3 protein-coding genes are annotated in these 4481 nt (G+C 71.7%); 1 reads left to right on the forward strand and 2 read right to left on the reverse strand.

From position 1 onward, the window contains the following. Positions 1 to 1797, reverse strand: a 1797-nt coding sequence (locus tag Q2100_RS27065) for a condensation domain-containing protein (protein WP_302916539.1), incomplete at its 3' end; no start/stop codon positions are given. 111 nt (positions 1798 to 1908) lie between these two features. On the opposite strand from Q2100_RS27065, the gene Q2100_RS27070 reads away from it, so the two are divergent. Continuing rightward, complete coding sequence (locus tag Q2100_RS27070) at positions 1909 to 3582, forward strand: (2,3-dihydroxybenzoyl)adenylate synthase (RefSeq protein ID WP_302916540.1); 1674 nt, start codon at positions 1909 to 1911, stop codon at positions 3580 to 3582. A 48-nt stretch (positions 3583 to 3630) separates the two neighbouring features. Here the strand turns inward: Q2100_RS27070 and Q2100_RS27075 are convergent. Further along, the coding region (locus tag Q2100_RS27075) for a beta-ketoacyl reductase (RefSeq protein ID WP_302916541.1) at positions 3631 to 4481 on the reverse strand (851 nt) is incomplete at its 5' end.

Genomic DNA, 4481 nt, shown 5'->3' on the forward strand with positions numbered 1-4481 from the left:
GGCCACCACGTCGCCCGCGCCCACGCCGTGCTCGCGCAGGGTCGCGGTGACCGCCAGCACCTGCTCGCGCAGCTGCGCGTAGGTGAGGTCGGCGTCGCCGCTGAACACCGCGGGCGCGTCCGGGGTGGCCGCGGCGGTACGGAAGAAGCCGTCGTGCAGGGCGTCTCCGCTCACCGGCGCCGTGACGGCGTTGGCCGCGGCGCGCACGGCATGCTGCTCTGCGGTGACGGCCGGCGGATCGGCGGCCTCCCAGGCCGCGTCGTCGGTGGCGAGCCGGCACAGCTCGTCGAGGTGGTAATCGAACATCGCGTCGACGACGCCGGGCCGGAACGCGTCGGCCCGGACGTCCCAGTTGATCATCAGGCCCTCGGCCACCGGCGTGGCCTGCGCGTCGATGTAGACCTGCGGGCCCTGCGAGATCGTCCACACCGGGCTGCCGAACTGGTCGGTGACGTCGCCGGCGAACAGGTCGCCCAGGCCCAGTGCGCTGGTGTAGACGAACGGCACCAGCGTCTGGGTGCCGCGGTGGCGGGTCAGGTCGCGGATCACCGACAGCCCCGAATAGCTGGAGTGCGCGGCGGCGCGGTGCAGCGCCTCCTGCACCACCCGGGCGCGCGCGGCGGGCGTGCCTGCGTCGGACAGGTCGAGGTCGAGCATCAGCGACGAGGTGAAGTCGCCGACCAGCTTGTCGACGTCTGGGTGGAACGGCTCACGGCCGAACATCGGCAGGTTGAGCAGGAACCGCTGGTTGACCGACCACCGCGCCAGCGCCCCGGCGTAGGAGGCGCCGACCGCCATCGCCGGCGTGACACCGCGCCGGTGGGCGGCGGCGAACAACGCGTCGCGGGTCGCGACGTCGAGGGTGCGCCACTTGCGGATGCTGCGCCGCGGGTTGCGCTGCTCGGCGCGCGGCACCAGCGGCAGCGTCGGCGGTTCTGGCAGATCGGGGATGCGCTCGGCCCACCAGTCACGGTCCTCGTCGGTGGGCCCGGGCGCCGCCGCCGTCAGCGCGGCCCGGTACTCGCGGTAGGTGTACTGCAGCTCGGGCAGGTCGCGGCCGAGGTAGAACGAGGCGAGGTCGGCCATGAAGTTGCGGTAGCTCACCGCATCGGCGGCCTGCATGTCCATGTCGACGTGCAATCGGGTGCGCCCGCCGGGCAGCAGCGACAGGCCGATCTCGAGCACCTCGCCGAACAGCAGCTGGTGGGACTTCGCGTCGCGGATCTCCTCCAGCCTGGCCTCGGCCGCCTCGACGGCGAGCTCGCGTAGGTCATGGACGGTGACCGGGAGGTCGCGGTTGCTGATGCGCTGGGTTCCGTCGGGCAGGATCTCGACGCGCAACATGGGATGACGACGGGCCAGCCTGCTCGCCGCGTCCTGCAGACGGCCGGGATCCACTCCGGCCCCGTCGAACTCGACGTAGAGGTGGCCCGCGACACCACCGAGCACCTGGTCGTCGTTGCGGCCCACCCACATCGCGTGCTGGATCGGGGCGAGCGGGAACGGCTCGTCGGGATCGACGGGCTTGACCGCCGGTGCCGGCTGCTGCGGCCGGTCCTGCGGGCGGAAGCGAGCCACCAGCTCCGACCAGGCCTGCACCGTGGGATCGGCTGCCAGCGCGGCGAATCCGACGTCGATGCCCTGTTTGCGCCAGCGGCCCGACAGCGACATCATCCGGATCGAGTCCAGACCGGAGGCGATCAGGTCCGCCTGCGGGTCGAGGCTGTCCGGGCTGATGCCGAGGAGCTCGGCGACTTCGTCGCGAACGGTCGCGGAACTCGTCGCGGCGTCACCCACGTGATGCCTCCCAGGTGGCTATGAGATTTAGTACAGGCTGCCCTAACTCGCAGCAGGCTACCCTATATTCGGTGCACCGAACACACCTACCCCGAGGGGCGGATTCCACCTATGAGCACGGGTTTTTCGCGTGACACCCGCACCGGCGACGACGCCCCGACCGATGAACTCCGGCAGGGCTTCGTACCGTTCCCGGCCGAGCGCGCGCAGCACTACCGGCAGGCCGGGCTGTGGACGGGGCGCCCACTCGACTCCATCCTCGGGGATGCGGCCGCGGCCTGGCCGGACAAGCTCGGCGTCGTCGACGCCGACCGCGGCTACACCTTCGCCGAACTCGACGCGGTCGCCGACCGGGTGGCCGCAGGGCTGAGCGCACTGGGCATCGCCCCCGGCGACCGGATCCTGGTGCAACTCCCCAACTCCTGCCAGTTCGCCGTCGCACTGTTCGGGGTGCTGCGGGCCGGCGCCGTGCCGGTGATGTGCCTGCCGGGGCACCGGGCGGCCGAGATGGGTCACTTCGCCTCCGTCAGCGGCGCCGTCGGGCTCGTCATCGCCGATCAGGTCAAGGGCTTCGACTACCGCGAGCTCGCGGCCGGACTGCGGGACCAGCACCCGGCGCTGCGCCACATCGTGGTCGACGGTGATGCCGGACCGTTCACACCCTGGTCGACACTGACCGGATTCGACGGCGCCGCAGCACCTTCGGCGCCGTTCGATCCGGACGCACCCGCGCTGCTGCTGGTCTCGGGCGGCACCACCGGGCTGCCCAAGCTGATCGCGCGGACCCACGACGACTACGTCTACAACGCGGTGGGCATGGCCCGCGAGTGCCAGATGACCTCCGAGGACGTCTATCTCGTGGCGTTGCCCGCCGGCCACAACTTCCCGCTCGGCTGCCCGGGACTGCTCGGCGCGATGACGGTCGGCGCGACCACGGTGTTCACCGCCGACCCGAGCCCGGAATCGGCCTTCGCTCTGATCGACCGGCATCAGGTCACCGTCACCGGTCTGGTCAATGCGCTGGCCAAGCTGTGGGCCCAGGCCTGCGAGTGGGAACCGGTGCTGCCGACGTCACTGCGCCTCGTGCAGGTCGGTGGGTCGCGGCTGTCGCCGGAGGAGGCCCGCTTCATCTACGACGGCCTGACCGACGGCCTGCAGCAGATCTTCGGGATGGCCGAGGGCATGCTGCAGTTCACCCGGCCCGGTGATCCCGTCGACGTGGTGACCCACACCCAGGGCAGGCCGATGTCACCGCACGACGAACTGCGGGTGGTCGACGACAACGGCGTCGAGGTCGCGCCCGGTGAGGAGGGCGAACTGCTGGTGCGCGGGCCGTACACGATCAACGGCTACTACCGCGCCGAGGAGGCCAACGCGCGCTCCTTCAGCCCGGACGGCTTCTACCGCAGCGGCGACCGGGTGCGCCTGTTCGCCGACGGTCCGCTCGCGGGCAACATCGAGGTGACCGGCCGCATCAAGGACGTCATCCACCGCGGCGGCGAGACGGTGTCGGCCACCGACCTCGAGGACCACCTGCTCGCCCACCCGGCCATCTACGCGGCGGCGGCCGTCGCCCTGCCCGACGAGTACCTCGGCGAGAAGATCTGCGCCGCAGTGGTCTTCAGCGGCGCCCCGGTGACACTGGCCGAGCTCAACGCCTTCCTCGACGAGCGCGGCGCCTCGGCGCACGCCAGGCCCGACACGCTCGTCGCGATGCCTTCGCTGCCCGCCACACCGGTCGGCAAGGTGGACAAGAAGAAGGTCATCGCCGCGATCCAAGGGTGATTTCGGCGCGCTCACGATCGCTGGGCGAACGTTTCCGCGCAGAAATCGCTAGACGTCGACCTTCTCGCCGGGGGTGAGCATCTCGACGAGCCTGGCCGTGACGGCCGCGGCCGTCGGGTGCTCCCACAGCAGCGTCGGCGGCAGCACCAGCCCGGTCTGCTTCTCCAGCTGGCGCCGCAGCCGCACGGTCATGATCGAATCGACGCCGAGCTCGACCAGCGGCAGGTCGGGGTTCACATCGGCCTCGGTCAGGCCCAGCTGCGCGGCGACCGCGGCCAGCACCCGTTGCCCCAGCACCGCGGGGTCCGTCTCGCCCGAGGTCATCTCCTGCGCCGGAGGGCCGTCGTCGACCGCGTCGTCCGACGGCGCCACGTCGGCCAGCATCGGCACCGCGGAGGCACTCGGGAGCACAGGCAGCACAACGACATTCGGGCTGTCGTCACGCATCGCCAGGTCGAGCGCGCGCATCGCGTCGTCGGCGCCGACGGTGCCCATGCCCAGCGCGTCGAGCTGTGCCGCGACGAACTCCGACGCCGAGCCCATGCCGAGGCCGCGCCAGGCCGTCCACGCCACGCTCGTGGTGCGGTCACCCAGACCGCGGCGATGCCGCGCCATCACGTCGAGGAACGAGTTCGCGCAGGCATACGCGCCCTGACCCGGGAAGCCGGCCAGGTAGCCGCACGACGAGAACAGCACCATCCAGTCCAGCGTTGCGGGCGGGAACACCTCGTGCAGGGCGAGGGTGCCGTGCACCTTCGGGTGCATGGCCGCCGCGAAGTCCTCGGCAGTGGTGTTGGCCAGCAGCGCACCGGCTTCCACGCCCGCCGCGTGAACCACCCCGCGCACCGGCGGCAGGTCGCGCAGCACGGCGCGCAGACCGTCGGCCGCGCCGGGTGCGC

Source organism: Mycolicibacterium arseniciresistens (genome assembly GCF_030519285.1).
GTDB classification, from domain to species: Bacteria; Actinomycetota; Actinomycetes; order Mycobacteriales; family Mycobacteriaceae; genus Mycobacterium; species Mycobacterium arseniciresistens.